Below are 22,491 nucleotides of genomic sequence, written 5' to 3'. Positions count from 1 at the left end.
CCAAATAGTATTTAGACATCTAGGGAAAGTGAATTATAGAATTTTACTCAAGCTATATTCATTAATATAAGTATCATTTAATTTAATGGCATTTTTTCGAATGCCCTCCTGATGAAATCCTAGCTTTGTAAAGAGACGTAAAGCTACATTGTTATGCTCCATAACAGATAACTCTAAACGGGAAATATCATGTTGTTTAGACCAACTTTCTACAGCTTTCATTAGTGAGGAGCCAATACCTTTTTGTTGATGCTCTTCTTTCACAGCTAAACGAATAGAGGCAACGTGTCTAGCTTTTGATTGTTTATATCCATGAATAACTGCATAACCTGCAAAGATTCCGTTTAGTACACAAAGTAGTATAGTACGGTTTTTTAGTTGCTTCCAATAGGTTAAATTTTTACGAAGTTGTTGGACAGTGAGATCTAGCTCATTTTGAACATTATACATAAAGTCAGTTTCTTGAAAAATCTCCTCTTGTAAATGAATGAATGATCTAGCATCAGAAGCTTCAATTCCTCGTATTATGTATGCAGATGAATTCTCCTCACTATTAGAAGTGTTGTTTTCGGTAGACTTCATTTGCGTACGTGAGAAAGATACACTAGAACCTAGCTTAACATCAATGACATAATAGCCTGCATTTGTCCATGATAAATAATGTGAGAGAGGGGGCTTAGTTTTTTTCCACCAGCTTTTATTTAAGTAGGCAGCGTTCGGTAATGCTTGTCCCATAATGTTTTCTAATTCACTAAAGGATAAAGTAATTTCTTGTTGTAAAGCTACATCAAAATAGTTAGCTAAAGGAATGTACTTTTTTTCTATCTTCTTCGTCATCGTAATCCCCATTTCCTGAATATCCAAAAATATAGACTACCTGATGATAGCATAAAATTATGATGACTTAAATATGAAAACCCAACTAAATATCTATATAAACTAATTATTTTATAAAAAAGAGGCATTTTTACTATTGAATGTTAAAAATAGGTTGGTAAAAATAGAGAGTTTTATAGAAGTAATTAGACCTATTAAAAGTATACATAGCAACTTAAGCTAGTTATAATATAGATATCTTATTTGAAAAGTATGTATTTAGAGCACTGCCATTCTATTTGCATAATATAGTTTGGACACAATTAAGCACTGTATGTTATATCGAGAGTGAGGGTCAGTGGTATATACGCTGAGGCGAAATTGTTCCAAAGTTTCACTTTATCACTTGTCAGGCTATAAGGTATGATAAAATAAAATATAAATGTAAGTGCCATTTTAGGAGGAATTAATTCTATGAGTAAAGTATTAGTTTTTGGACATAAAAACCCAGATACAGACACAATCACGTCTGCTATTGTATATGCCTATTTAAAACAGCAAATTGGTGAAGAAGCTGAGGCAGTACGTCTTGGAGATGTTAATAATGAAACTCAATTTGCATTAGATAAATTCGGCTTTGAAGCGCCACGTTTAATCTCTTCTGTAGTTGGTGAAGCGGACAAAGTTATTCTAGTAGACCACAATGAATTCCAACAATCGGCTGACGGTATTGAGGAAGTGCAAATTGCAGAGGTAATTGATCACCACCGCATCGCCAACTTCCAAACAGCTGATCCACTATATTATCGTGCAGAACCAGTAGGCTGTACGGCTACTATTCTTAAGAAAATTTTTAACGAAAACGGTTTAGACATACCTGCGAACATTGCTGGTTTAATGTTATCTGCAATTGTTTCAGATACATTATTATTCAAATCACCGACTTGCACAGAGCAAGATGTAAAAGCTGGTGAAGAGCTAGCAAAAATTGCCGGTGTGGAGATTGCAGAGTATGGTTTAGCAATGCTAAAAGCAGGTGCTGATTTATCTGATAAATCATTAGAAGATTTATTATCATTAGATGCAAAGGAATTCCAATTTGGTGAGTACAAATCTGTTGTAGCTCAAGTTAATGCAGTTGATGTTAATGATGTGCTTAATCGTCAAGAAGAGTTAGAAATCCTACTCAATAAAAATGTTGCAGAAAATGGCTTAGATCTATTCTTCTTCGTTGTGACTGACATTTTAAATAATGATTCAACAGCTGTTGCAATTGGGCAAGTAGCAGAAGCAGCAGCAAAAGGATTCGGTGCTGATCTTATCAATAACCGTGTTGTATTACCAGGTGTTGTTTCTCGTAAGAAACAAATTGTGCCAGTATTAACAGAAGCTCTAAAATAAAAAATAAAAAAGAGGCTGTCTATTAAGACAGCCTCTTTTTTAATCGAGTTTTAATGGCTGTACAGCAGGGCCTTCAAGCACCTCACCCTTAGCGTTAAAACGGGAACCATGGCAAGGACAATCCCATGTTTCATCAGCTTCATTCCACTTTGTTTTGCAGCCTAAATGAGTACAGGTTGGAGCAGTGGCATTCCTCATATACCCAGCTATATATTCCTTGGCAACAAATCCTCCTACTTTCAGCATTTGCATGAATTGGGCACCGAATTTAGTACGTGATGGTGAATAAAGAGCGATAGCACCTTCTTCAATCTTTGAGCCTGTTAAAAGAGACGATAAGATATCGCCTGCGACAAAGGAATTGGAGATTCCCCATTTTCGATAGCCAGTGGCAATTAATACGTTAGGTAAGGAGTTTGTAATTCTCCCAACATAAGGGACAATATCAGGTGTTTCTATATCCTGGGCTGACCATCGATAAAGTGGCTGTTGTTCAAAATGCTCCTTCATTTCATTGGAAATGGCCTCATAATATGGCTCGGTATGAACGGTCTCGCCAGCGATGTGATTCGCACCTCCTAAGACTAAATAATTTTCCTGATTAATCGTGGCAGTCCGTATCGAACGGGAAGGAAAATCAACTGATAAATATTGACCTTGCATAGTCTCAGAGGTTTTACTTGCAACCATATAGGAGCGACTATTGGATAATTTAAAAAGTTTAAGCCCTTTAAATGCTTCAATGGGATAATGTGAACATAAAATAAGTTTATTATATTGAACCGACATATTTTTTTCGGTATATAAGTTATTCTGTGGTATGTTTAATTGCTGAACACGGGTATTTGCATAAAGTTTTGCGCCCATCTTCTGCGCCTCTTTCGCAAGAAAATTACTTACTTCAACAGGATTTATTTGTGCTTGTTGTGTCATACATAAAGCTTTTGTAATAGGGAATGGGAGCTCTGTGTCAGAGGTAAGGTTAGACTTAATGTTTAAAACCTTATAGGCATTCCATTCTTTTAATAATTGTGCATAGCCTTCTTTTGTTTGACAGTATAACAGTGAATCCACCGAACGAACCCTGTCTGGTGGGAGTATTTGTCTAGCTTTATCAATGGCTTGTTGATTCAGTTGATAATAAAGCTGTGCCTCTTCCAAAGATAATTTTTCTAAAAGATTTGCATAGACAATGCTATGTTGGGCTGTTAATTTTCCTGTTGAATGCCCTGTCGTACCGTGACCAAAATGGGTATTTGCTTCGAGAAGAACTACATCCACACCTGCTTTTGCTAAAGTATAGGCAGTATATAAACCAGTTAAGCCACCACCGATTATACACACATCGCATGTTGTTGAGGAAGTAAGAGAAGATAAAGAGACAGACTCAGTTGTAGCAAGCCAAAGAGATTGTGTCATATAGAAACCTCACATTGTTTTTGTATTCAGTATGTAGAAGAACTTGAAAATTTATGCAGTGAGGCATTAAAATTGCCTTGTGATTTCAACTATCGCTACAATGTAGCAAAAGGAGTGAGTATGAAATGAAAATTGAAATTTGGTCTGACTATGTATGCCCATTTTGTTATATTGGTAAAAAACAATTAGAGAAAGCGATTGAGGATACTGGCTATTCGGGGCAGGTGGAGCTTGTCTATAAAAGCTACCAACTAGATCCAACTACTCCAATAGATTCGCATAGTACTGTCTATGAATCATTGGCAAAGAAATATGGAATGTCCTTAGAGAAGGCAAAGGAAATGACAGTGGGTGTAACAGAGCGTGCGAAAGAAGTAGGGCTAAACTACGATTTTAGCAATTTGATGGAAGAGAATACGCTAAAAGCACATCGGCTTGTAAAATGGGCTGAACAACAGGGAGATGTTACAGCTCTAGTGGAGTCACTTTTACACAGTCATTTTATTGAAGGAAAGCGTATCGGTCAAGATGATGTTTTATTAGAGATAGCTGAGAAAGTGGGCCTAGAGCGTGAAGAAGTTGCAAAGGTTCTTGCTGATGATGTTTATAAAAATGAGGTAGAAGCGGATATTCAAGAAGGTCTCCAGCTTGGTGTACGAGGGGTACCGTTCTTTGTCTTAAACCGTAAATATGGTATTTCAGGTGCACAACCGCAGGAGGTATTTGAGGATACATTGCGTAAAGTTGCTGAAGAAGAGGGCTTACAACCATCGCTAAAGATGGCTGGCACAGGTGATGCGGGTATTTGTACAGACGATAATTGTAAATTTTAGCTTACTAGAGAGAGGAGTAAGGCTTTCAACTCTCTTGTTAGAATGGATGAAAGATAGAATATTTCAGTCAAAAGTCTGAGGCAAGTAGCATTGACATTTTAGATGAAATTTTTTAAGATAAACACATATCTTGAATTCGAGATATTAGATTTTGAAATTTAAGGGAGATTTTATATAATGAACGTTTTAGTAGTAAAAGCTAACAACCGTCCAGACGGTATTTCAACAAAAATGTATGATACTTTCATGGAAAATGTACAAGGTGCCAACGTAACAACTTTTGATGTATTTGCAGAAGATATGCCTTATTTTGGCCAAGATCTTTTCAATGCTTTTGGTAAAGTACAAAATGGTGGAGAGTTAACAGACATTGAATCACGTCTATTAGCTGCAAAACAAAAAGCAATGGATGCATTAACTGCTGCTGATTTAGTTGTATTTGCATTCCCACTATGGAACTTAACAATTCCAGCACCTTTACAAACATTTATTGACTATGTATACCAAGCAGGATTCACATTCAAATATGGCGAAAATGGTCAATTAATTAGCTTAATGACTGACAAAAAAGCGATTATTTTAAATGCTCGTGGTGGCTACTATTCATCACCTGAAGCTCAACCAATGGAAATGTCAGTAAACTACATTAAAAACGTAGTAGGTGGCGTATTCGGGATGAAAGTTATTGAAGAAGTGATTATTGAAGGTCACAATGCTTCACCAGATAAAGCGCAAGAAATTATTGCAAATGGCCTAGAAGAAGTGAAAAAGGTTGCTCAATCACTACAAACTGTGAATGCATAAAAATTATTTTTTATTAAAAGTCCTCTCAATTTTGGGAGGACTTTTTTTATTTTGTTAACAGATGTATGGTGTGGTATGGAGGTCAGACATATTGACAGTAACTAATTATTTTGAATTTACATTTACTAACATCCTATTTAATAGAAAAATAAAGGATGGTAGAAATCTATGATTTGGAGGGAAAGTAATTAACCATTCTTTTAAAAATACATATAATTAGGACTATATATTCAGTAAAAATTAGAATGGTTTTAATATAATAGAATTTGTAGGAAAATACTAGATTATTAAGGAGGTTGTTGTATGAATAAGAAATTAATAACTAATTTCTTGGCGACGTTACTAGTCCTTTTCGCGTTTATACCATTTGGAATTTCTGCTGATGCTGCTTCCAATGATGTAACACGCGCAGATTATGTAAAAGAATTAGTAGAAAATTTAGATGTAGAGATGGGTGACGGCTCTTCGCTTGCCTTTAACGATGTCTCTAAGGATTTAGCACCTTATGTAGAAAAAGCTGTTCAATTAAAACTTATTAAAGGGAAAACAGCAACGACATTTGGCCCAGATGACAAATTAACACGTCAGCAAGCATTTGTTATCTCTGCTCGTGGACTTGTTAGTGAAAACGCTTCCCTCAAAGTTTTAGAGCAATTTAAGGATGCAGATCAAATTGCAACGGCATATAAACAAGATTTAGCGAATGCTGTTGCAGCAAACATTTTACAAGCATTTGAGGATAATACTATTCGTCCTCGTGACTATGTGACAAAGGAACAGATGGAGAGTATTGTGGAGCGCTTTGTAGCAGAGTACAAAGCACCTTCAACTGGTGTATCAGTTGATCTTCAGATTTTAGGGACAACAGATATTCATACCAATTTAGCTAATTACAATTACTATTTAGATGCTCCATCATCAGAGCTTGGGTTAGCTAATACCGCAACACTTATTGAGCAAGTAAGAGCTAAAAATCCAAATACATTACTATTTGATAATGGTGATTTAATTCAAGGCACACCACTTGGCTCATATAAAGCATTAGAAAGTGTTTTAAAGCCAGGTGAAGTTCATCCAGCTATTGCTGCACTTAATGCATTAAAATACGATGGTGGAACTTTAGGAAATCATGAATTCAACTATGGTCTAGACTTTTTAGATGAAGTATTAAACGATGCAAAGTATCCAGTGGTAAATGCTAATACCTATGATGCAAAAACAAAAGAACGTATGTTTACACCTTATGTCATTCTTGATAAAGAAGTGGTAGACAGTTCAGGTAAAAAACATACACTTAAAGTTGGTGTTACAGGGATTGTTCCAACGAAAATTGTTGAATGGGATGCCATTCATTTAGCAGGTAAAGTGGAAATGCAAGAGCCAGTCGAAGCTGTGAAAGAGGTAGTACCAGAAATGCAAAAGGCTGGAGCTGACGTGATTGTCGTTCTGTCACATTCAGGTATTGGTGAAGATACTTATGTGAAGGGTGCTGAAAATGTTGGTTACCAATTAGCAGAAATTGATGGTATTGATGCTTTAATTACAGGACACTCTCATTTAACATTCCCTGGTGACTATAAGGATTTGAAAGATGTTGACCAAGAGAAGGGGACAATTCACGGTGTTCCTACTGTTATGGCAGGTAGCTATGGTAGTCATCTTGGTGTAATTGATTTAAAACTAGAACAACAAGGATCAGAATGGGTAGTGGTAGATGGTAAAGGTTCTTTACAATCGATCAAACAAGAAGGTTTACAACCATCCACAACGGTTTTAGAGGCTATTAAAGAGGCACATGAGGGCACATTAACGTATATCCGTCAGCCTGTTGGAGAAACAACAGCACCAATCCATAGTTATTTTTCAATGGTGCAAGATGATCCATCCATTCAAATCGTAACACAAGCTCAAAAATGGTTTATCGAACAAGAGCTAAAGGGTACGGCTGATGAAAAGACACCAATTCTTTCAGCTGGAGCTCCTTTCAAAGCAGGATCACGTAATAATCCATTAGATTATACAAATATTCCTGTAGGACCGCTTGCTATTAAAAATATGGCCGACATTTATCATTATGACAATACTGTTGCTACGATTAAAGTGACAGGCGCACAAGCAATCGAGTGGTTAGAGATGGCTGCTGGTATTTTTGCAACAATTGATCCGACTAAAACAGAAGAGCAAAATATTATCGATGCAGAAGCACGTTCTTATAACTTTGATGTGTTAGATGGCTTAACATATCAAATTGATGTCACATCGCCAGCAAAATATGACCGCCGCGGTAATCTTACTGATGAAAAGGCAAATCGTATTAAGAATGTACAATACAATGGTAAACCAATCGATTTAAAACAAGAATTCATCATCATCACAAACAATTACCGTGTTGGTGGATCATATGGGGCGACATTTAAAAATACTGACGGCTCTAACATAACAAACTGTGCTTATGAAAATCGACAAGCTGTTGTAGATTATATTATGGCCAATAAAACAATTAACCCAGCTGCGGATAATAACTGGTCATTTGTACCTTTCCCAGCCAATACAAAGGTTATCTACCTATCTGCAAAAGATGCACAAAAGTTTATTCCAGCAGGTAGTGGTATTGAATATTTAGAAGATACAGAAGCTGGATTTGCTAAATATTTAATTAAATAAGAGAATAAGAAAAGGAGAGTACGATAATCGCTACTCTCCTTTTTTATGTCTGTTGAATGAATGATACCGTGTACCTTGATAGGTTAAAATGCCAAGATCACCTTCTACAAGCTGACCATAATCGTAGCCATTCATCTTTAGTTCATGCCGTTCTCCGTTTTGCTCTTCAAACGTAACGTAATAGGATGTAGATGCCCCGGTATTATTAGATCCCCCACGTACATTCGTACGCTTTGTCACAACCTTAGCGGGTACTGTTAAAATTGGTGAACGGTTGTTTTTAGACCAAGTGATAATCCCGTTTACAATCATAAAGGCTATGCTTCCAAAAACAATAAAGAAGATGATGGTAATAAAAGCGGAGCCAAATAAAAAATCATTATCAAACCAAAACATAAATTCCTCCCTTTCTTTAAGGTAGAAACAATACTTAAAGAGGATTTAATTCAAGATCTACTATCACGTCTATTTCATCGCTAATCAATACACCACCTGTTTCTAAAAAGGTATTGTAGACTAAATTAAAATCACGACGATCAATTTGGGCTTTAGCTTGGAAGCCAAATACTTCTTGTGCCCATGGATTCACACCTTTTCCTGTATATACTGTTGTAAATACGATAGGTCTTGTTATGTTTTTGATGGTTAAATCCCCATGAATAGCAAAATTTTTATCATCAAGTTTATCAATATATGTAGAGGTAAATACTATTTTTGGATAGACGTCTGCATCAAAAAAGTCAGGAGACACAAGGTGGACATCACGATCATGATTCTTGGTGGAGACACTAGCCACTGTAATCGTGATAGAAATGTTTGCATCCTGCATTTGTTCGATATTGGATGCAACTATTTCGCCGCTGTACGATTCAAACGTACCATGAATTCGAGAAATCATCATATGTCTTACAGAAAATCCGATCGTTGAATGACTGAAATCAATAGCATATTTTTTCATTTGAAAACCTCCTAAAACAGCATTCTACAACGAATGATAAAGTAAACAAATTGCATATTCAATGAGTTTTTTATAAATGTGGAAGTTTTTCCCTCTATAAAAGTGTAATCTGTGAACATGAAACAAAACATATTTAAAATGGAATAGGCATATTATTGGAAATATGTGCATTTTATTAGGATAGCGTTTAGTCGAAGACATTTTATGTTCCCTTGTTAGATATGTCCAACATTGAAATTATAAGTTACTATTTGTAATTAAATATATAAAAGTTAATAGATTATTTTACGTAAATAAGTTACTTCAAATTTACATTTAGTGCATTAATCGTTACAATAGTTACATAGAGGTGAAAAAATATGAATGAGACAACTTTGTGTCCTCGTTTAGCTAAAGCAATGGATTTAATCGGAAAACGATGGACAGGGTTAATATTATATCAATTACTAGATGGACCACAGCGCTTTAATGAAATCGAATCTGCACTACCTGTCAGTGGACGTTTATTATCAGAACGTTTAAAGGAGCTTGAAAAAGAGGGGCTTGTTGAACGTAAGGTATATTCAGAAGTACCGGTACGCGTTGAGTATTCATTAACAGATAAAGGTCAGGCACTTGAAGGTGCTATCCGCAATATCGAAACATGGGCAAGTAGTTGGCTCTAGGGTGAATGGATTATTTTATTAGATAATACAATAAAATAGTGTCCTAAAAACGACACTTGGAATGACTGTCAATTTTCTTTATAATATTCATCATCTCTGCACAGGTCTTACCTGTCTTTTAATATGAGATAAAAATACCCTTCATTTTACTTGTCAAATTGGGGTTGTAAATCCATACTGGTGTAGAGTAAGAAGGACGTTAGAAAGGAATTAGCTCTCATGACAAAAGAACAATGGGCGGTGGATTTAGCAAAAAGTATTAATCCTGCCAATATTAAGTTAAATGAATCATTACAGCAATACACAATGACAAAATTAGGTGGCAAAGCAGATGTTTTTGTTCTTCCTGAAACAGAAGAAGAGGCAGCATCCGTTATTCGCTATGCATATATAAATAATATTCCTTTATTAATGTTAGGTAACGGGTCTAATATGGTTGTTCGAGATGGCGGTCATAGGGGAATCGTTGTAACATTTTCACGCTTAGATGAGATTCGTATTTCTGGTGAGCATGTGTATGCACAAAGTGGTGCACTGATCAAAGATGTATCAAAGCTATCAGCGCAAGCATCCTTAACAGGTTTTGAATTTGCATGTGGTATTCCTGGATCGATTGGCGGAGCAATGGCTATGAACGCAGGTGCCTATGGCGGTGAGATTAAAGATATTATTGTTTCATCGAAGGTGTTAACAAAAGAAGGGGACATTTTAATATTAGGTAAAGAAGACCTTGAGCTAGGATACCGACAAAGCATTATTGCCAAAAAGGGTTATTATGTGCTGTCCTCTGAATTTCAATTAGCAGTAGGCGTACAGGAGGAAATTGATGCGAAGATTGCTGATTTAACCTTCCAACGTGAATCAAAACAGCCTTTAGAATATCCATCTGCTGGAAGTGTGTTTAAACGCCCACCTGGACATTTTGCTGGAAAACTTATTCAAGATAGTGGCCTACAAGGTAAAGGTGTTGGTGATGCTGAAGTCTCTACCAAGCATGCAGGATTTATTGTCAACAAAGGAAATGCTACTGCTTCAGACTATATTAAGACAATCCAAATGGTTCAACGTGTAGTGAAAGAAAAATTTGGCGTTGAATTAGAGACGGAAGTCAAAATTGTTGGTGACGATCTATAATAGGATGCCCTTCGCATAAGCCGAAGGGCGTTTTTTTAGGAGTGTGGATAAATGAAATTTATATCATGGAATGTTAATGGAATACGAGCATGTCTAGGTAAAGGCTTTTTAGAGTTTTTTCATCAAATAGATGCTGATTTCTTTTGTATCCAAGAAACAAAATGTCAGGCTGGACAAGTAGAGCTCTCTATTGAAGGTTATGAGCAGTATTGGAATTACGCGCAGAAAAAAGGGTATTCTGGAACAGCAATTTTCACGAAGCACACGCCATTGTCTGTTAAGTATGGAGTGGGCGCCGAAGATTCTCAGGATGAAGGCAGAATTATAACATTAGAATATAAGAATTTCTATTTAGTAAATGTTTATACTCCAAATGCACAGCGTGATTTAGCGCGGTTACCATTACGTTTACAATGGGAGGATCGTTTAGCTAGCTATTTACAAGAACTAAATAGTCAGAAGCCAGTGGTTTATTGTGGTGATCTAAATGTTGCACACACGGAAATTGATTTAAAAAATGCAAAATCTAATATTGGAAATTCGGGCTTTACATATGAAGAGAGAGCAAAATTTTCAGCGTTATTGGAAAGCGGTTTTGTAGATTCTTTTAGATACAAGCATCCCGAGGAAACTGACCACTACACATGGTGGTCCTATATGAATAAAGTGCGTGAACGTAATATTGGTTGGCGTATCGATTATTTTGTTGTATCCAATCAATTGAAGGAACAAATTGAAAGCGCAACAATTCACCCACACATTATGGGCAGTGATCATTGTCCAATTGAATTGCAATTACAATGCTAGTACTTAAATCGTATTTTCTTAATGGAAATACGATTTTTTGTATTTTGTAACTGAATAAGATGACTTTTAAATGTGAGGTTTGGCAATGCTAGGGGGTTAGCTCTAAAGTGAGGAGTTATTCGCTCCAATCACATGGGAATCTGCTCTAAAGTGTGGAAGAGGCGCTCCGATCAAGTGGGTACCCGCTCTAAAGTAGTGAAGAACGCTCCAACCATACGGGAATCCGCTTCCATAACATGGACCGCTTCACGAGTGAAGATAAAAGAAAATATACTCTATAGAATTCTTATATCTCTATGAAAACGAATTTTTAACATTACTCAGTAGCCTTCATAATTCCTATTGTTTATACTATTCTAATAGCGAATAAATATAAATTTTTGTATTTAGAGACGATTTTATATACATAAAACAAGAAATTTCGCTAAAAAATTTGGGTTTCAAAGCGGGTTTGGGAAGGTAGTACGGGAATATAGTGCAAAAAGGGGGTTATTCAGTGGGAAAGAGAAAGCTTAATTGGAAAAAGTGGCTCATTGTCATAGCTGGGATAATAGCTGCTTTGGCTCTCGTGGCTTTTATTGGATTTACATGGTTTATGAATAAATCTAAGCCGGTGATTGATGGTGAGTTAGCTGTTACTATTCTGGATCAGGATGTGACAGTCACGAGAGATGAAAAAGGGGTTCCGCATATTTTTGCCAAAACAGATGCTGATTTGTATCGTGCGCAAGGTTATGTCCAAGCACAGGATAGACTATTTCAAATGGACTTAGCACGAAGGCAGGCAAGTGGTCGATTATCTGAAATTATTGGAGAAGCAACGATTAATACCGACAAACATTTCCGTACATTTAGCTTGCGAAATGCTGCAGAGAAATCATTAGCTGCCTATGATGACGAAAGCAAACAAGTACTTGAATGGTATGCTGAAGGAGTAAATGCTTTTATTGCACAGGCAAAGGAAAGCAATACACTAAGCTATGAATTTGCTTTGTTAGACTATGAACCAGAGGAGTGGACAGTTGTTGATTCCTTAACAATTGGTAAATACATGGCCTATGATCTGGGTGGAAATTGGAATACATTAGCTTTTCGTCATTGGGCATTACAGAATTTTGATGAAGATAAGGCAAAAGAATTATTTATTAAATATCCAGAAAATGCTTCGGCGATAATCGAGGCCAATATCCAAAATCCTGTAGCGGTAGCTGGGCAATTCAGCGCGGAAATGCTACCAAACGAATTTAATGGAAGTAATAACTGGGTAGTTTCAGGTGATAAAACGAAATCAGGAACGCCTATTTTAGCAGATGACCCACATTTAGGGTTAAGCACCCCTTCTATTTGGTATCAAATGCATCTGCAATCACCACAACAAAATGTTAGTGGCGTCATCTTTGCAGGGATTCCAGGTATTATATTAGGCCATAATGATGAAATTGCTTGGGGGGTAACCAATGTAGGTCCAGATGTACAGGATTTATATATTGAGATACCAAATCCAGATAATCCAACACAATTCAGATACGATGGAAAATGGGAACAAGCAGAGGTACGCGACGAATCAATTAAGGTAAAAGATGGAGATACGGTAGATTTTGAAGTCGTTGTTACACGTCACGGTCCTATAATGACAGATTTAGCTTTTAAAGATACAGAGCCAACAGCACAATTTTCGATGCAGTGGACAGCACTACAACCGACAGCTGAACTAAGAGCAGTGCTTGGTTTTAATAAGGCAAAAACTTGGGGTGATTTCGAAAAAGCTTTAGAAGACTTTAAAGCGCCAGCACAAAATTTTGTATTTGCATCAAAGGACGGTACGATTGCTTATAAAGCTAATGGTCAAATACCTATTCGTAAGCAAGGTGAAGGCCAATTACCAGTTCCAGGTGATTCGAGCGACTATGGCTGGGAGGGCTTTATCCCCTGGGATGAATTACCGACTCTAGTAAATCCAAAAGAAGGTTTTATTGCGACGGCAAATAACCAAGTAATAGGAGAGGACTACCCTTATCACATAACTGATTTCTGGGCGCAACCTTATCGTTTCGAAAGAATTAAAGAAGTGTTAGAGGAAAATGATGCTATTACAGTAGACGATATGATGGCTTTGCAAATGGATCAGCACAATCTCTATGCAAGAGAATTTCTGCCTGATTTATTAACATCGATAAAAGAAAAAGATCAGAATGGGAAGTATGCCGATATTATGGCCATGCTAGAGAAGTGGGATATGGTGGACGCAAAGGAATCAGGTGCACCACTTGTGTTCCATACATTAATGATTAAGCTACAGGAAGTTTTGTTTAAAGATCAAATGCCTGAAGATATGTATGGCATTATGTATGGGAAGTTTAATATTACAGACCAGCTCTTACGTACAGCTTATTCAGGAGAGAAAAGCATTTGGATTGAGGAGCAGGGTGGCATTGATGAAACCGTATACAAGGCATTTGAGCTAACAATAGCACAACTAGAAGATCAATTCGGAAAAAATTCCTCGAAATGGCAATGGGGTGATTACCATCAGCTTACTTTTGACCATACACTAGGAAGTGCATCGCCTATTCTTGCAGCCTATTTTAATGCTAAAAAGGTTCCTATTGGTGGATCAAAAGTTACCGTACAAGCAGCAGATAATGATTTAGCTGGTAATGTAGATCACGGTGCATCTTGGCGTTTTGTGGTTGATGTAGGTGATTTAAGCTCAGCCTATCATATTGTTGGTCCTGGTCAAAGTGGTCATGTAAAATCTGATTGGTATCAAGATCAGGTGCTGGATTGGGCAAATGGTGATTACCATCAAACATTTATTAAACAGGAAGAGATAAAAGGCAAAACATTACAATTAATAGCGAAATAATAAAAGGGTTAGCGTACAGAAAGTGCGCTAACTTTTTTATTTAAGGATATACATCCTAACATTCAAATATTCGTTTGAATAAGATGGAATAATATGTTACATTGAATACAATCAAACGAATATTTGAATGAGGTGAGGAAAATGCCGAAAGAAATATGTGAGGTGACGCATGTACATGAAGAAGCAGTCACAAAGGTGAAACAACAAATGCCTGATTTATCAGGTGTGGCCAAATTTTTAAAAGCGTTATCTGATGAAACTAGACTTAAAATTGCCTATGCTTTAACGGTGGAAGATGAACTATGTGTTTGTGATGTTGCAACTATTATTGGTTCTTCAGTTGCTACAGCATCCCATCATTTACGATATTTGAAAGATAATAATTTAGCGAGATCACACCGCAAAGGTAAGCAAATGTATTACTCTTTAGCGGATGAGCATGTATATCAAATTGTAACAATTGCCTACGAACATGCGAAAGAGGGGATTGCGAATGGCAGCCACGCCAATTAAACAAGAATACAGATTACAAAATTTATCCTGCGCTAGTTGTGCTGCAAAGTTTGAGAAAAACGTAAAGGCTATTCCAGAAGTACAGGATGCACAAGTAAATTTTGGTGCTTCTAAAATTACAGTAATCGGTGCTATTAGTGTAGACCAAATTGAAGAAGCAGGTGCCTTTGATGGTATTAAGGTTACACAATCGGCAGCAAAAGCACTTGAAAATACTACACCTTTTTATCGTAAAAAGGAAAATGTTTTAGCAGGAATTTCATTGCTTTTTGTCATTCTAGGTTATCTATTTGTAGGTATGAATGGGGAATCGAACCCTCTACCGATTGCCATGTTCATTATAGCCATCCTTGTGGGCGGAGTGGGTATTTTTAAAATAGGCTTCCGTAATTTAGTTCGCTTTGAATTTGATATGAAGACGCTTATGACAATCGCCATCATTGGAGCTGCTATTATCGGTGAATGGGAAGAAGCAGCAGTGGTCGTATTTTTATTTGCTGTGAGTGAGGCACTTGAAGCGTATTCAATGGATAAAGCACGTCAATCTATTCGTCAATTAATGGATATTGCTCCACCAACAGCGATTATCAAAAGAGCCCACGGTGAACACTACCATGAGGTTGAGTTACCTACTGAGGAAATAGAAATAGGAGATATTTTAATTGTAAAGCCTGGGCAAAAGATTGCGATGGATGGCATAGTCATTAGTGGGTTGTCTGCAGTCAATCAGGCAGCTATTACAGGTGAGTCGATTCCCGTAAATAAGACAGTAAATGATGAAGTATTTGCTGGGACTTTAAATGAAGAGGGTGCTCTTGAAGTACGTGTGACAAAGCGTGTAGAAGATACTACTATCGCTAAAATAATACATCTAGTGGAAGAAGCACAAGCAGAAAAGGCACCTTCTCAGCAATTTGTAGATCGCTTTGCAAAGTATTATACACCAGCAATTATGGTTATTGCTTTTTTAGTAGCTGTACTTCCACCTTTAATAGTAGGTGATTGGCAGCATTGGATTTACCAGGGGCTAGCTGTTTTAGTGGTAGGGTGTCCTTGTGCACTGGTCGTCTCTACGCCCGTCGCCATTGTTACAGCCATTGGTAATGCAGCAAGGCAAGGTGTACTGATCAAAGGTGGTGTTCATTTAGAGCAGCTAGGACATATTGAAGCAGTTGCCTTTGACAAAACAGGAACATTAACGAAAGGGCAGCCAGCAGTAACAGATATCGTAACGACTGAAAACTGGTCAGAGGACTATGTGTTACAACTAGTGGCAGCGGTAGAAAAACAGTCACAGCACCCTTTAGCTAAAGCAATTTTAAATAGATTACACGATAAAAAATTATCTGAGCTAATACCAACAAATTTCCAATCAGTAACTGGAAAAGGTGCCTATGCTACCGTGGATAATCAGATCATTTATGTAGGTAGCATGAAATGGGCTACTTCATTAACTTCTGTAGATCAAAATATAGAAAGTCAGGTTAAGAATCTGCAAGAACAGGGTAAAACAGTAGTAGCAGCTGTTTCGAATAATCAACTTATTGGACTGGTTGCAATTGCTGATCAATTACGTCATGAAAGCAAGGATGTATTGAACAAATTAAATGCCTTAAAAGTAAAGCATATGGTGATGTTAACAGGCGATGCAGAGCCTACTGCGAAAGCCATTGCTACGTCATTAAAGATGACAGATGTGCGCGCTGGCTTGTTACCAGAAGAAAAATTAAAGGCGATTAAGGATTTACGTAAACAATTTGGTGCTGTAGCAATGGTTGGAGATGGTGTAAACGATGCACCAGCATTGGCCACTGCAAACGTAGGAATTGCCATGGGTGGAGCAGGAACAGATGCAGCTCTTGAGACAGCAGATATTGCCTTAATGGGTGATGATTTAACAAAGCTTCCTTACACTATTGGCTTGAGCAGAAAAACATTACGTATCATTAAAGAGAATATTATATTTGCCCTAGTTTTAAAATTAATTGCATTGCTACTTGTCATACCAGGATGGTTAACATTATGGATAGCAATTTTTGCCGATATGGGTGCAACACTATTAGTTGTGTTTAATTCATTAAGACTAATTAGAGCAAAAAAGTAGTAAGTAAGGTGTAGAAATATATGAAAAAGTAGGAAATTAATCTTGCTTTGGCACGAGGGATTTTATGCGAATAGATGCTACTTGTGATTCTTGAAAAAGACTTTTTTTAAGGCTATTATAGTTTCAGGAGTAATGTAACAATTAAATATAAATGAGGCGAAAGTTTGAATATGTCAGATCCTATTTTAGTAAATGTTACAGAAGAAATTGTGCGTGGTTTAGTAAGCTTCTTACTACGAGGACCAGAATATCAAACATTTTGTAAATGCGAAATCTGTGAATTAGACACGGTGGCACTTACACTAAATGCATTGCCAAGTAAGTATGTTACATCTATGGAAGCTAGAGATGAGGCATTTAAAGAAATGAATACTCCTGGAAACATTGAGCGCATTAATAAAGAGATTATTCATTCGTTACATGTGGTAAATAAGTATCCTCGACACAAAGTAGAGCCTACTTCTTAATAGAAGAGGCTCTATTTAAGTTGTATAGGAAGTGTTTTTCTAGGCTATGTATTTTCAGTTAACTTTTAAGCCAAGCTTGTAGTAAACTAGAGAGTAAGAAAAGGAAAGAGAGGGAAAAGGATATGCCAACACCTAGTATGGAGGACCATATCGAACAAATATATTTATTAATTGCCAACAAGGGATATGCGCGAGTGTCTGACATTGCTGAAGCATTATCTGTTCTTCCTTCTTCTGTTACAAAAATGGTTCAAAAATTAGATAAAGATGGTTATTTAGTTTATGAAAAGTACCGTGGACTGACATTGACGCCTAAAGGGGATAAGCTCGGAAAGCGTCTTGTGCAGCGTCATGAATTGCTCGAGCAGTTTTTACGAATGATTGGTGTGGATGAAGAACGTATTTATGATGATGTGGAGGGAATTGAACATCATTTAAGTTGGAATTCAATCGATCGTATTGCAGATCTTGTGCAAGTAATGGAAGAAAATCCAGACATCGTGAAAAAATTAGAGGCATCTAAGACACAGCACAATCTTTAAAATGATGGTGTGAAGGAAAGGGAGACAATATGAACGCATTAAAATCAGGTGAAGTCGTTACATTAACGGTATTAGAGCAACAAGCATCGAAATGGATTTTAACAAATGGAGTTGAAGAACTACCTTTAAATGCTTCAGAGGTAACAGAGCCACTAACAGTAGGTGACCGCCTTGAAGTATTTTTATTTGCAGACCGTCGTGGAGATTTGGCTGCAACAACGGCTATTCCAGCTTTTATACAAGGTGAATACGGCTGGGCACGTGTCTTGAAAGTAGTGGAACGTGAAGGTGCTTTTGTGGATATTGGTACATCTCGTGAAGTATTAGTAAGAGCAGAGGATTTACCTGCATTAAAAGAGGTATGGCCAGAACCAGGCGATCATTTATTTATGACACTACGTACAGATCGTAACGGTGATTTATTTGGTCGTTTAGCCACAGAGGAAAAAATCTCGGAGCTATATGAAGGTGCATTTGAAGATATGCACAATAAGAATATCCAAGCACGCCCATACCGTTTGTTACCGATTGGGACATTTTTGCTAGGTGTAGAAGTTCCTTACCGTATTTTTGTGCATGAGTCTGAGCGAAATAATGAGCCTCGATTAGGACAAGATGTAGTTGTTCGTATTATCGATGTAAAAGACGATGGTTCCATGAATGGCTCTCTTTTACCAAGAAAACATGAGCGTCTTTCAAATGATGCGCAACAAATATTAAAGTATATACAGGATGTGGGCGGTAAAATGCCATTTGGTGATAAATCGTCTCCTGAAGAGATTCAAGAAATGTTTAATATGAGTAAAGGTGCATTTAAACGTGCCTTAGGAACATTAATGAAAGCTGGTAAAGTGAAACAACAGGACGGTTGGACTGAAGAAATTTAAAGGATGGTTAGTTTGACTAGCTAGCAAAACATTTTACAAAAGGAAAAGTGACGAGAGACATCCTTGAAACCTTCTCGTCTTTTTTTCGTACTAATTATTGTATAGTGGCATACATTATACTTGCTAATTATGAAGTTTTAGCGAAAGGGGTCACACGATTTGAAAAAAACATGGATTAAAATACTAACTGCTACAATGTTAGTATTTGGAGTGATGGCACCAGCAACAGGATTTGCATCTGACAATACGCCTCCAAAAGCAATTGATGAAAAACTAGGCGTACCGATTGTCGTGTATGGAGCAAATTTATCTGAGGCTGAAAAAGAGTCAGTTAAAAAATCATTAAAAGTAAGCGAAGAACCTGAAATTGAAGAAATTACTGTGTCTGGTGAGGATCTAGTAAAATACATTAAAGATAGTAATTCAAGCTCACGTATGTACTCTTCTGCAAAAATTACACGCAGAGATGCAGGCGAGGGTCTAGTAATACAAATTGTCACACCATCGAATATAACGCAGGTAACTTCAGAGATGTATGCAAATGCGATGTTAACAGCAGGAATTCAGGATGCATCCGTACAAGTAGCTGCGCCGAAAGCTGTTACAGGGCATTCAGCATTAGTAGGTATTTACAAGGCATATGAGGTCACTACAGGGGAAACACTGGATATTGATCGTACAGATGTAGCAAATGAAGAGTTATCAGTAGCAACATCCATTGCAGAATCTGCGGGGGTAGACGATGCAAAGGTTGCGGAATTACTGACAGAAATTAAAAAGCAAATTGCAGAGCTAAAGCCAGCAACACGTGAAGATGTGGAGAAAATTGTAGAAGAGCAATTAAGTAAGCTTGAAATTAATTTAAGTGAAAAGGACCGTCAACTGCTAGTGGATTTAATGGATAAAATAAGCAAGCTGGACATTGATTTTAGTAAATGGTCTGATCAATTAAATGATATCAGTAATACGATCCAAGAAAAATTTGGCTCACTTATGGAAGATAAAGGTTTCTGGGAAAGCGTAAAAAGCTTTTTTGCGAATTTAAAAGATACTATTTCTTCATGGTTTAACTAAATTTATAGTTGATAGAAAGGAATCTGTTATACCTTCTTTGCTAGAGAAGGTATACAGATTTTTTTTGATTCAACAAGTGACAGACTTTGAACTGTGATGTTTTCGACATAGGAAAGCTAACCGATTATTTGGACATACCTTCTCTGATTAGATAAAAGAAGCGTCGCAAATTTTGTGAAAATATAAAAAGCTATGGTACTATGAATAAAAGGAGTGGTGAGAAATGGAATTCCAATTACAACAATTAGCAGAAAATAAGTTTGCATTTTTGAATGAGCAAGCAGGAGAAAAACTAGCAGAAATTACTTGGCAGCAAAATGGCTCAGTAATGGTAATGGATCACACATATGTATCAGATAAGCTCCGTGGTCAAGGTGTGGCCAAACAATTACTCGATCAAGCAGCATCGTATGCACGCGAAAATGGTTATAAAATGAAGGCCGTTTGTTCCTATGTTGTGGCAGTATTTGAAAAATCAGATGCGTACAATGACGTGAAACAATAAAAAATAAGGCAATCTGCTTTTAATTAAGCGGATTGCCTTTTAATTGCTAGAGCAAATCATGTAAATAGCTCCTTATAATAGAATGACACTATAAATTAGTACTGTTAAGAAGCCAGCCCCGCCGATTAATGAAGCCATATCTATCCAATCATATGCTAAATCGAAATCTTTCATCCTAACCACTCTCCTATTTTATTATTAATTCATTAATTCCCTTTACTTACCCTTTATAATCATAAATAGTTACAAAATTTTGACGAATGCTAAAAATAAGGGTCCGATAACTGGACTTTAATAGGAGATCGAGTGAGATTGTCTGCATTAAAAACTAGACGAACTACAATGGATTGAGGAGTTATTACTAGATAAAAGGGCAAGTATTTATCCATACATTAATATATATGCTAGTGGGGATAAAAAAATAATGTTTATTCTTTTAAGAATAGGGAAAAACTATACTACAGAGCTAGTTTCTATATTTTTAGGAGGTTATAAACTATGGCAAAACGAAAAGGAACAGGTGTTGTCGTTGCAGGATTAGCAGGACTAGCAGCATCTTATTTCAGTAAAAAAGAGAATCGTGATAAAGCACTAACAATGTTTAATAGTATGAAAGCAAAATTAGAGTCGTATCTTACTACAGGTCCTGATATGCATGACAATATTGCAGAGCGTGTAGCAACAGAGGTAGCAACAGAGGCTGGTACGTCACCAACTAAAATTGCCTCGAATGAAATGGTAGCTGAAGGCGGAGGACATACTGGTGTCCATTTCTATAATGAAGAAATTCAAGAAAAGGAAAAGTAAACAAAAAACCTTCTCATCTAAGCATGAGAAGGTCTTTTGTGTGGGATAAGGATTGCGCCTGCAAAGAGCAATAATACGCAGCCAGTAAATGCAAAGCCACTGACAGTACCAAGTGATAGCCAACCTAATAAAGAAGAGCCTATAACTACACCTAGAGAGAAAAACGCGTAAAAATAGCCATATGCTTTTCCTCGTACATCAGCAGTTGTGGAGTCAATTAGCAGCGAATTTACTGAAGGGAATAGGAAACCGAATCCGATCCCATAGCAAGCCATTGCTATATAGAGTAAAGAACTAGAATTTGCTTGGCTAATTAATAGCTGGCTTATTCCCATTAAGCCTATACCAAAAGACAATGTTTTGAGTGGATTGACCTTATCAAAAATACGATTAGTAGGTAATAGGAAAACAAGAACTGCAATAATACCAAATGTACTCATTAAAGTGCCGCTTAAACGAGAGTCGAACCCTAATGAATGTACTTTAAGCGGGAGTAGATACGCAATAACCCCTTGAGAAAACATTAAGAAAAAGGCTCCTAAAAAGGCTTTTAATGTTCCTGTGTTATTAAAAAAGACACTGATCGGAATGTAATTACTTGGTTTAGTCTTCTCTTTTTTTACTTGATTTGCTTTCAATATAAAGCACGCAAGGATACCTAGCAGAAGCATAAAGCTTGCTGTGATATTGAAAACAAAGGGTACACTTGTCCGGCTAGCTAAAATGCCACTAAATGCAGGGCCTATAATGGCTGCAATACCAACAAAGGCGCCAGAAATAGCACTGCCCTTTCCTCTTTTTTCCTGCTCTGTAGCGTTCGCTAGAAATGTAAAGGCAGCAGGAACAATGAAGCCTGCAACAAGGCCATGGATAAAACGTACAATTAATAGAGCAATGGGCTCTTCTACTAAATTATAAAATGTTAATGATAGACCCGTTGTTAGAAGACCTATTATGAGTATAATGAAAGGTCCTTTGCGATCCGTTAAGAAGCCAGAAATGATATTACCGAATGTATTGGAAAGCGAATACATGCCCACTGCAAGACCAGTGAGAAATGCCGATGCACCTAAAGACTCAGCATAAGTACTCATAACAGGAAGCTGGGTAAAAAGGTCGAAAAACGAAAAGAAAATAATAGCATAGATAAATTTCTTCATGGTTCCTCCGATGAAATAGAACATTATAGTCAATAAGATTAGTATAGTCCTATTATAGCATTTTC

General features: G+C 36.8%; 21 protein-coding genes. 16 read left to right on the top strand and 5 right to left on the bottom strand.

All coding sequences use genetic code 11. From position 1 onward, the window contains the following. Positions 1-33 precede the first annotated feature (33 nt). Positions 34-837 (bottom strand): GNAT family N-acetyltransferase, encoded by an 804-nt coding sequence (locus L6W14_RS20715; RefSeq protein ID WP_237898794.1) that lies wholly within the window; start codon positions 835-837, stop codon positions 34-36. Between the two features lie 453 nt (positions 838-1,290). Here L6W14_RS20715 and L6W14_RS20710 point away from each other — a divergent pair, with 453 nt between their 5' ends. After that, positions 1,291-2,217 (top strand): manganese-dependent inorganic pyrophosphatase, encoded by a 927-nt coding sequence (locus L6W14_RS20710; RefSeq protein ID WP_131520869.1) that lies wholly within the window; start codon positions 1,291-1,293, stop codon positions 2,215-2,217. A 39-nt stretch (positions 2,218-2,256) separates the two neighbouring features. On the opposite strand, the gene L6W14_RS20705 is transcribed toward L6W14_RS20710, so the two are convergent. After that, positions 2,257-3,636, bottom strand: coding sequence for an FAD-dependent oxidoreductase (locus L6W14_RS20705; RefSeq protein WP_066038018.1), 1,380 nt, complete (start codon positions 3,634-3,636; stop codon positions 2,257-2,259). Between the two features lie 125 nt (positions 3,637-3,761). Between L6W14_RS20705 and L6W14_RS20700 the strand changes: the two genes are divergently transcribed. The 3 genes from L6W14_RS20700 to L6W14_RS20690 all read left to right on the top strand — a co-directional run bounded on the left by L6W14_RS20700 (position 3,762) and on the right by L6W14_RS20690 (position 7,937). Next, entirely contained in the window at positions 3,762-4,469 is a 708-nt protein-coding gene (locus tag L6W14_RS20700; protein ID WP_112116765.1) for a DsbA family oxidoreductase, read from the top strand. Between the two features lie 177 nt (positions 4,470-4,646). Beyond that, positions 4,647-5,273, top strand: coding sequence for an FMN-dependent NADH-azoreductase (locus L6W14_RS20695; RefSeq protein ID WP_004231976.1), 627 nt, complete (start codon positions 4,647-4,649; stop codon positions 5,271-5,273). Between the two features lie 303 nt (positions 5,274-5,576). Further along, complete coding sequence (locus tag L6W14_RS20690) at positions 5,577-7,937, top strand: bifunctional 2',3'-cyclic-nucleotide 2'-phosphodiesterase/3'-nucleotidase (protein WP_237898792.1); 2,361 nt, start codon at positions 5,577-5,579, stop codon at positions 7,935-7,937. A 30-nt stretch (positions 7,938-7,967) separates the two neighbouring features. Here the strand turns inward: L6W14_RS20690 and L6W14_RS20685 are convergent, their stop codons facing one another. Further along, on the bottom strand, positions 7,968-8,333 hold the full coding sequence (locus L6W14_RS20685; protein WP_131520866.1) for a DUF2500 domain-containing protein: 366 nt from the start codon (positions 8,331-8,333) through the stop codon (positions 7,968-7,970). Positions 8,334-8,367: 34 nt separating this feature from the next. After that, positions 8,368-8,895, bottom strand: a complete 528-nt coding sequence (locus L6W14_RS20680; RefSeq protein WP_131520865.1) for a YceI family protein — start codon at positions 8,893-8,895, stop codon at positions 8,368-8,370. Between the two features lie 359 nt (positions 8,896-9,254). On the opposite strand from L6W14_RS20680, the gene L6W14_RS20675 reads away from it, so the two are divergent. The 12 genes from L6W14_RS20675 to L6W14_RS20620 all read left to right on the top strand — a co-directional run bounded on the left by L6W14_RS20675 (position 9,255) and on the right by L6W14_RS20620 (position 21,266). Continuing rightward, the gene (locus L6W14_RS20675) at positions 9,255-9,560 is read left to right on the top strand and encodes a winged helix-turn-helix transcriptional regulator (RefSeq protein WP_004231981.1); all 306 of its coding nucleotides are present in this window, start codon (positions 9,255-9,257) and stop codon (positions 9,558-9,560) included. Between the two features lie 219 nt (positions 9,561-9,779). Continuing rightward, positions 9,780-10,694, top strand: a complete 915-nt coding sequence (murB, locus tag L6W14_RS20670) for a UDP-N-acetylmuramate dehydrogenase (RefSeq protein WP_131520864.1) — start codon at positions 9,780-9,782, stop codon at positions 10,692-10,694. Positions 10,695-10,745: 51 nt separating this feature from the next. Continuing rightward, positions 10,746-11,501 (top strand): exodeoxyribonuclease III, encoded by a 756-nt coding sequence (locus L6W14_RS20665; protein ID WP_048394240.1) that lies wholly within the window; start codon positions 10,746-10,748, stop codon positions 11,499-11,501. A 496-nt stretch (positions 11,502-11,997) separates the two neighbouring features. Beyond that, the gene (locus L6W14_RS20660; protein ID WP_131520862.1) at positions 11,998-14,367 is read left to right on the top strand and encodes a penicillin acylase family protein; all 2,370 of its coding nucleotides are present in this window, start codon (positions 11,998-12,000) and stop codon (positions 14,365-14,367) included. A gap of 141 nt (positions 14,368-14,508) precedes the next feature. Continuing rightward, positions 14,509-14,880, top strand: a complete 372-nt coding sequence (locus tag L6W14_RS20655) for an ArsR/SmtB family transcription factor (protein ID WP_131520861.1) — start codon at positions 14,509-14,511, stop codon at positions 14,878-14,880. Next, positions 14,861-16,984: a heavy metal translocating P-type ATPase gene (locus L6W14_RS20650; RefSeq protein WP_237898791.1), complete on the top strand. Its 2,124-nt coding sequence runs from the start codon at positions 14,861-14,863 to the stop codon at positions 16,982-16,984. The genes L6W14_RS20655 and L6W14_RS20650 overlap by 20 nt, the downstream gene beginning before the upstream one ends. 170 nt (positions 16,985-17,154) lie before the next feature. Further along, positions 17,155-17,451: a late competence development ComFB family protein gene (locus L6W14_RS20645; RefSeq protein ID WP_371824172.1), complete on the top strand. Its 297-nt coding sequence runs from the start codon at positions 17,155-17,157 to the stop codon at positions 17,449-17,451. Positions 17,452-17,573: 122 nt separating this feature from the next. Continuing rightward, the gene (gene mntR, locus L6W14_RS20640) at positions 17,574-17,993 is read left to right on the top strand and encodes a transcriptional regulator MntR (protein ID WP_004231993.1); all 420 of its coding nucleotides are present in this window, start codon (positions 17,574-17,576) and stop codon (positions 17,991-17,993) included. Between the two features lie 29 nt (positions 17,994-18,022). Beyond that, positions 18,023-18,880: a CvfB family protein gene (locus L6W14_RS20635; RefSeq protein ID WP_131520858.1), complete on the top strand. Its 858-nt coding sequence runs from the start codon at positions 18,023-18,025 to the stop codon at positions 18,878-18,880. 159 nt (positions 18,881-19,039) lie between these two features. Further along, a complete protein-coding gene (locus L6W14_RS20630) occupies positions 19,040-19,954 on the top strand; it encodes a DUF1002 domain-containing protein (protein WP_004231995.1) in 915 nt (304 codons plus the stop codon). A gap of 223 nt (positions 19,955-20,177) precedes the next feature. Then, positions 20,178-20,459, top strand: coding sequence for a GNAT family N-acetyltransferase (locus L6W14_RS20625; protein ID WP_131520857.1), 282 nt, complete (start codon positions 20,178-20,180; stop codon positions 20,457-20,459). A 498-nt stretch (positions 20,460-20,957) separates the two neighbouring features. Next, the gene (locus L6W14_RS20620; protein ID WP_004232000.1) at positions 20,958-21,266 is read left to right on the top strand and encodes a hypothetical protein; all 309 of its coding nucleotides are present in this window, start codon (positions 20,958-20,960) and stop codon (positions 21,264-21,266) included. A gap of 17 nt (positions 21,267-21,283) precedes the next feature. On the opposite strand, the gene L6W14_RS20615 is transcribed toward L6W14_RS20620, so the two are convergent. Next, positions 21,284-22,426: an MFS transporter gene (locus tag L6W14_RS20615; RefSeq protein WP_237898789.1), complete on the bottom strand. Its 1,143-nt coding sequence runs from the start codon at positions 22,424-22,426 to the stop codon at positions 21,284-21,286. Between the last annotated feature and the right edge of the window lie 65 nt (positions 22,427-22,491).

It is taken from the genome of Lysinibacillus sp. ACHW1.5, assembly GCF_022014815.1.
In the GTDB taxonomy this organism is placed as follows: Bacteria; Bacillota; Bacilli; order Bacillales_A; family Planococcaceae; genus Lysinibacillus; species Lysinibacillus capsici.
The sequence above is the reverse complement of the archived record's forward strand: the minus strand, read 5'-3'. Positions and strand labels throughout refer to the sequence as shown.

Excerpts from the sequence above, each read along its gene's own strand:
- L6W14_RS20680 (WP_131520865.1), bottom strand. The coding sequence starts at position 8,895 with ATGAAAAAATATGCTATTGATTTCAGTCATTCAACGATCGGATTTTCT.
- L6W14_RS20625 (WP_131520857.1), top strand. The coding sequence starts at position 20,178 with ATGGAATTCCAATTACAACAATTAGCAGAAAATAAGTTTGCATTTTTG.
- L6W14_RS20635 (WP_131520858.1), top strand. The coding sequence starts at position 18,023 with ATGAACGCATTAAAATCAGGTGAAGTCGTTACATTAACGGTATTAGAG.
- L6W14_RS20700 (WP_112116765.1), top strand. The coding sequence starts at position 3,762 with ATGAAAATTGAAATTTGGTCTGACTATGTATGCCCATTTTGTTATATT.
- mntR (WP_004231993.1), top strand. The coding sequence starts at position 17,574 with ATGCCAACACCTAGTATGGAGGACCATATCGAACAAATATATTTATTA.
- L6W14_RS20715 (WP_237898794.1), bottom strand. The coding sequence starts at position 837 with ATGACGAAGAAGATAGAAAAAAAGTACATTCCTTTAGCTAACTATTTT.
- L6W14_RS20615 (WP_237898789.1), bottom strand. The coding sequence starts at position 22,426 with ATGAAGAAATTTATCTATGCTATTATTTTCTTTTCGTTTTTCGACCTT.
- L6W14_RS20710 (WP_131520869.1), top strand. The coding sequence starts at position 1,291 with ATGAGTAAAGTATTAGTTTTTGGACATAAAAACCCAGATACAGACACA.
- L6W14_RS20685 (WP_131520866.1), bottom strand. The coding sequence starts at position 8,333 with ATGTTTTGGTTTGATAATGATTTTTTATTTGGCTCCGCTTTTATTACC.
- L6W14_RS20650 (WP_237898791.1), top strand. The coding sequence starts at position 14,861 with ATGGCAGCCACGCCAATTAAACAAGAATACAGATTACAAAATTTATCC.
- L6W14_RS20695 (WP_004231976.1), top strand. The coding sequence starts at position 4,647 with ATGAACGTTTTAGTAGTAAAAGCTAACAACCGTCCAGACGGTATTTCA.
- L6W14_RS20655 (WP_131520861.1), top strand. The coding sequence starts at position 14,509 with ATGCCGAAAGAAATATGTGAGGTGACGCATGTACATGAAGAAGCAGTC.
- L6W14_RS20675 (WP_004231981.1), top strand. The coding sequence starts at position 9,255 with ATGAATGAGACAACTTTGTGTCCTCGTTTAGCTAAAGCAATGGATTTA.
- murB (WP_131520864.1), top strand. The coding sequence starts at position 9,780 with ATGACAAAAGAACAATGGGCGGTGGATTTAGCAAAAAGTATTAATCCT.
- L6W14_RS20690 (WP_237898792.1), top strand. The coding sequence starts at position 5,577 with ATGAATAAGAAATTAATAACTAATTTCTTGGCGACGTTACTAGTCCTT.
- L6W14_RS20620 (WP_004232000.1), top strand. The coding sequence starts at position 20,958 with ATGGCAAAACGAAAAGGAACAGGTGTTGTCGTTGCAGGATTAGCAGGA.
- L6W14_RS20645 (WP_371824172.1), top strand. The coding sequence starts at position 17,155 with ATGTCAGATCCTATTTTAGTAAATGTTACAGAAGAAATTGTGCGTGGT.
- L6W14_RS20705 (WP_066038018.1), bottom strand. The coding sequence starts at position 3,636 with ATGACACAATCTCTTTGGCTTGCTACAACTGAGTCTGTCTCTTTATCT.
- L6W14_RS20665 (WP_048394240.1), top strand. The coding sequence starts at position 10,746 with ATGAAATTTATATCATGGAATGTTAATGGAATACGAGCATGTCTAGGT.